Annotated in this window: 3 protein-coding genes and 1 pseudogene; all 4 read left to right on the forward strand. The window is 42.0% G+C overall.

Annotated elements, in window-relative coordinates:
- Positions 1-1,123: multidrug efflux ABC transporter subunit PatA (gene patA / locus ACLNCN_RS03730; RefSeq protein WP_424844649.1), on the forward strand; the 1,123-nt coding region annotated here is incomplete at its 5' end.
- Position 1,124: 1 nt separating this feature from the next.
- Positions 1,125-2,891 (forward strand): multidrug efflux ABC transporter subunit PatB, encoded by a 1,767-nt coding sequence (patB, locus tag ACLNCN_RS03735; protein WP_070526299.1) that lies wholly within the window; start codon positions 1,125-1,127, stop codon positions 2,889-2,891.
- A 138-nt stretch (positions 2,892-3,029) separates the two neighbouring features.
- Positions 3,030-3,719, forward strand: coding sequence for a gamma-glutamyl-gamma-aminobutyrate hydrolase family protein (locus tag ACLNCN_RS03740; RefSeq protein ID WP_261029224.1), 690 nt, complete (start codon positions 3,030-3,032; stop codon positions 3,717-3,719).
- Between the two features lie 169 nt (positions 3,720-3,888).
- Positions 3,889-4,110: pseudogene (pgi, locus tag ACLNCN_RS03745) on the forward strand (glucose-6-phosphate isomerase); the annotation flags it as partial.

Consider the following 4,110-nt stretch of genomic DNA (forward strand, 5'->3'; position numbering starts at 1 on the left):
TCTGCGCGGTGTTCGTGTGGTCAAGTCCTTTGTCCAAGAAAAAGAGCAGTTTGCGAAGTTTACAGATGTCTCAGACGAGCTTCTTGGTCAAAACCTTTACATTGGTTATGCCTTTTCAGTAGTGGAACCCTTTATGATGTTGGTCGGCTATGGGGCGGTTTTCCTCTCTATTTGGCTAGTTGCAGGGATGGTTCAATCGGATCCATCGGTTGTTGGCTCCATTGCTTCCTTTGTCAATTACCTAAGCCAGATTATCTTTACTATTATTATGGTTGGATTTTTGGGAAATTCTGTCAGTCGTGCTATGATTTCTATGCGTCGTATTCGAGAAATTCTTGACGCAGAGCCAGCCATGACCTTCAAGGATGTCCCAGATGAAGACTTGGTCGGAAGTCTTAGCTTTGAAAATGTGACCTTTACCTATCCAATGGATAAGGAACCGATGTTGAAAGATGTGAGCTTTACTGTCGAACCTGGACAAATGGTTGGTGTCGTTGGAGCGACTGGTGCAGGAAAATCAACCTTGGCTCAATTGATTCCACGTCTCTTTGACCCACAGGAGGGTGCTATCAAAATTGGAGGCAAGGATATTCGAGAAGTGAGTGAAGGAACCCTGCGTAAAACAGTTTCTATCGTTCTCCAACGTGCCATTCTCTTTAGTGGAACGATTGCAGATAACTTGAGACAGGGTAAGGGAGATGCTACTTTATTTGAAATGGAGCGCGCAGCCAATATTGCTCAAGCCAGTGAATTCATTCATCGTATGGAGAAAACCTTTGAAAGTCCAGTTGAAGAAAGGGGAACCAACTTTTCAGGTGGGCAAAAACAAAGGATGTCGATTGCCCGTGGAATTGTCAGCAATCCACGTATTCTGATTTTTGACGATTCGACCTCAGCCTTGGATGCCAAGTCAGAGCGCCTGGTTCAGGAAGCCTTGAATAAGGACTTGAAGGGAACGACAACCATTATCATCGCTCAAAAGATTAGCTCGGTTGTTCATGCAGATAAAATCTTGGTTCTAGATCAAGGACGATTGATTGGTCAAGGTACGCATGCAGACTTGGTTGCCAACAATTCCGTTTACCGTGAAATCTACGAAACACAGAAAGGAAAGGAGGAGTAAAATGAAGACAGTTCAATTTTTTTGGAATTATTTTAAAGTCTATAAGCTATCATTTGTAGTTGTTATCCTGATGATTGTTCTGGCGACTCTTGCCCAAGCTCTCTTTCCGGTATTTTCTGGACAAGCGGTAACAGAGTTAGCTAATTTAGTTCAAGCTTATCAAAATGGCAATCCAGAACTTGTTTGGCAAAGCCTATCAGGAATCATGGTCAATCTTGGTCTGCTAGTTTTGGTTCTATTTATCTCCAGTGTGATATACATGTGTCTCATGACGCGCGTGATTGCAGAATCGACCAACGAGATGCGCAAAGGCCTCTTTGGCAAGCTTGCTCGGTTGACTGTTTCTTTCTTTGACCGCCGACAAGATGGCGATATCCTGTCTCGTTTTACCAGTGATTTGGATAATATCCTCCAAGCTTTTAACGAAAGCTTGATTCAGGTCATGAGCAACATCGTTCTATACATTGGTCTGATTCTTGTCATGTTTTCGAGAAATGTGACGCTGGCCCTCATCACTATTGCCAGTACACCAGTGGCCTTTCTCATGCTGATTTTTATCGTGAAAATGGCACGGAAATATACCAACCTCCAGCAGAAAGAGGTAGGGAAGCTCAATGCCTATATGGATGAAAGTATCTCAGGTCAAAAAGCCGTGATTGTGCAAGGTATTCAAGAGGATATGATGGCAGGATTTCTTGAACAAAATGAGCGCGTGCGCAAGGCAACCTTTAAAGGAAGAATGTTCTCAGGAATTCTTTTCCCTGTCATGAATGGGATGAGTCTGGTCAACACAGCCATCGTCATCTTTGCTGGTTCAGCTGTACTTTTGAATGATAAGTCTATTGAAACAAGTACAGCCCTAGGTTTGATTGTTATGTTTGCCCAATTTTCACAGCAGTACTACCAGCCTATTATTCAAGTTGCGGCAAGTTGGGGAAGCCTTCAGTTAGCCTTTACAGGTGCTGAACGGATTCAGGAAATGTTTGATGCAGAGGAAGAAATTCGACCTAAAAATGCTCCGACCTTCACTCAGTTGCAAGAAGGTGTTGAAATTAGTCATATTGATTTTTCATACTTGCCTGATAAACCCATTTTGAAAGATGTCAGCATTTCTGCTCCTAAAGGCCAGATGACAGCGGTTGTTGGTCCGACTGGGTCAGGGAAAACGACTATTATGAACCTCATCAATCGCTTTTATGATGTTAATGCTGGTGGGATTTATTTTGACGGTAAAGACATCCGTGACTATGATTTAGATAGTCTCAGAAGCAAGGTGGGAATTGTCTTGCAAGATTCGGTCTTGTTTAGCGGAACGATTCGAGACAATATCCGTTTTGGTGTGCCAGATGCTAGTCAAGAAATGGTTGAGGCAGCAGCCAAGGCAACCCATATTCACGACTACATCGAAAGCTTGCCTGATAAGTACGATACTCTTATAGATGATGACCAGAGCATCTTCTCGACAGGACAAAAGCAATTGATTTCTATCGCTCGAACCCTGATGACAGATCCAGAGGTTCTCATTCTCGATGAAGCCACTTCGAACGTAGATACTGTGACAGAAAGCAAGATTCAGCATGCCATGGAGGCAGTTGTAGCAGGCAGAACCAGTTTCGTTATTGCCCACCGCTTGAAAACCATTCTCAATGCAGATCAGATTATTGTCCTTAAAGATGGGGAAGTCATTGAACGTGGTAACCACCATGAACTCCTGAAACTAGGTGGCTTCTACTCAGAACTCTATCACAATCAATTTGTTTTTGAATAAGAAAAAAGTTGTCCGATGTGGGCAGCTTTTTCTTGTCCATAAAAAATTTTTATCACAGCCTTAAAAAAAACATATTAGACGAAAGACGTTTTGAGTGATATGATAGGACTATCGTTAATATTCGAAAGGAGAGACATCATGCCTAGAACGGTTGTAGGAGTTGCTGCAAATCTATGCCCCGTAGACGCAGAAGGCAAAAACATTCATTCATCTGTATCTTGTAGATTCGCAGAGAGCATTCGTCAAGTCGGTGGTCTCCCTTTAGTCATTCCTGTTGGTGACGAGTCCGTTGTACGCGATTATGTGGAAATGATTGACAAGCTTATTTTGACAGGTGGCCAAAATGTCCATCCTCAGTTTTATGGAGAGAAAAAAACCATCGAGAGCGATGATTACAATCTAGTCCGTGATGAATTTGAATTGGCGCTTTTGAAAGAAGCACTTCGTCAGAATAAACCAATCATGGCAATCTGCCGTGGTGTCCAACTTGTCAATGTTGCCTTTGGTGGCACCCTCAATCAAGAAATCGAAGGTCACTGGCAAGGACTACCTTTCGGAACATCTCACTCTATTGAGACAGTGGAAGGAAGCGTGGTGTCTAAGCTATTTGGAAAAGAAAGTCAAGTCAACTCCGTCCATCGTCAAAGTATTAAAGATTTGGCACCTAATTTCCGTGTAACTGCTATTGATCCAAGAGACCAAACCATCGAAGCGATTGAGTCTATCGACGAGCACCGCATTATCGGTTTGCAGTGGCATCCAGAGTTTCTGGTTAATGAAGAAGATGGTAATTTAGAATTATTTGAGTATTTATTGAATGAACTGTAACGACTGGAACATCTGTTCGTTATTTCTTTTATTATTTCAAAATTTTTGGAATGTGGGATTTTTACGCAAACGTTTGAATTCTGATAAAAATTGGAGAAATTCGACAAAAAACTTGAAAAAAACGAAGGTAAGCGTTATGATAGAAAAGAAGAAATATTGGAGGAATAACATGTCACATATTAAATTTGATTATTCAAAAGTTTTAGACAAATTTGTTGCACCACATGAAGTGGAATACATGCAATCACAAGTAACAGCAGCAGATGAATTGATCCGTAAAGGAACTGGTGCTGGTAGCGACTTCTTGGGATGGTTGGACCTTCCTGAAAACTATGACCGCGAAGAATTTGACCGCATCTTGAAAGCTGCTGAGCAAATCAAATCAGACAGC

This window comes from Streptococcus sp. CL8.13, from assembly GCF_049737895.1.

Excerpts from the sequence above, each read along its gene's own strand:
- ACLNCN_RS03740 (WP_261029224.1), top strand. The coding sequence starts at position 3,030 with ATGCCTAGAACGGTTGTAGGAGTTGCTGCAAATCTATGCCCCGTAGAC.
- patB (WP_070526299.1), top strand. The coding sequence starts at position 1,125 with ATGAAGACAGTTCAATTTTTTTGGAATTATTTTAAAGTCTATAAGCTA.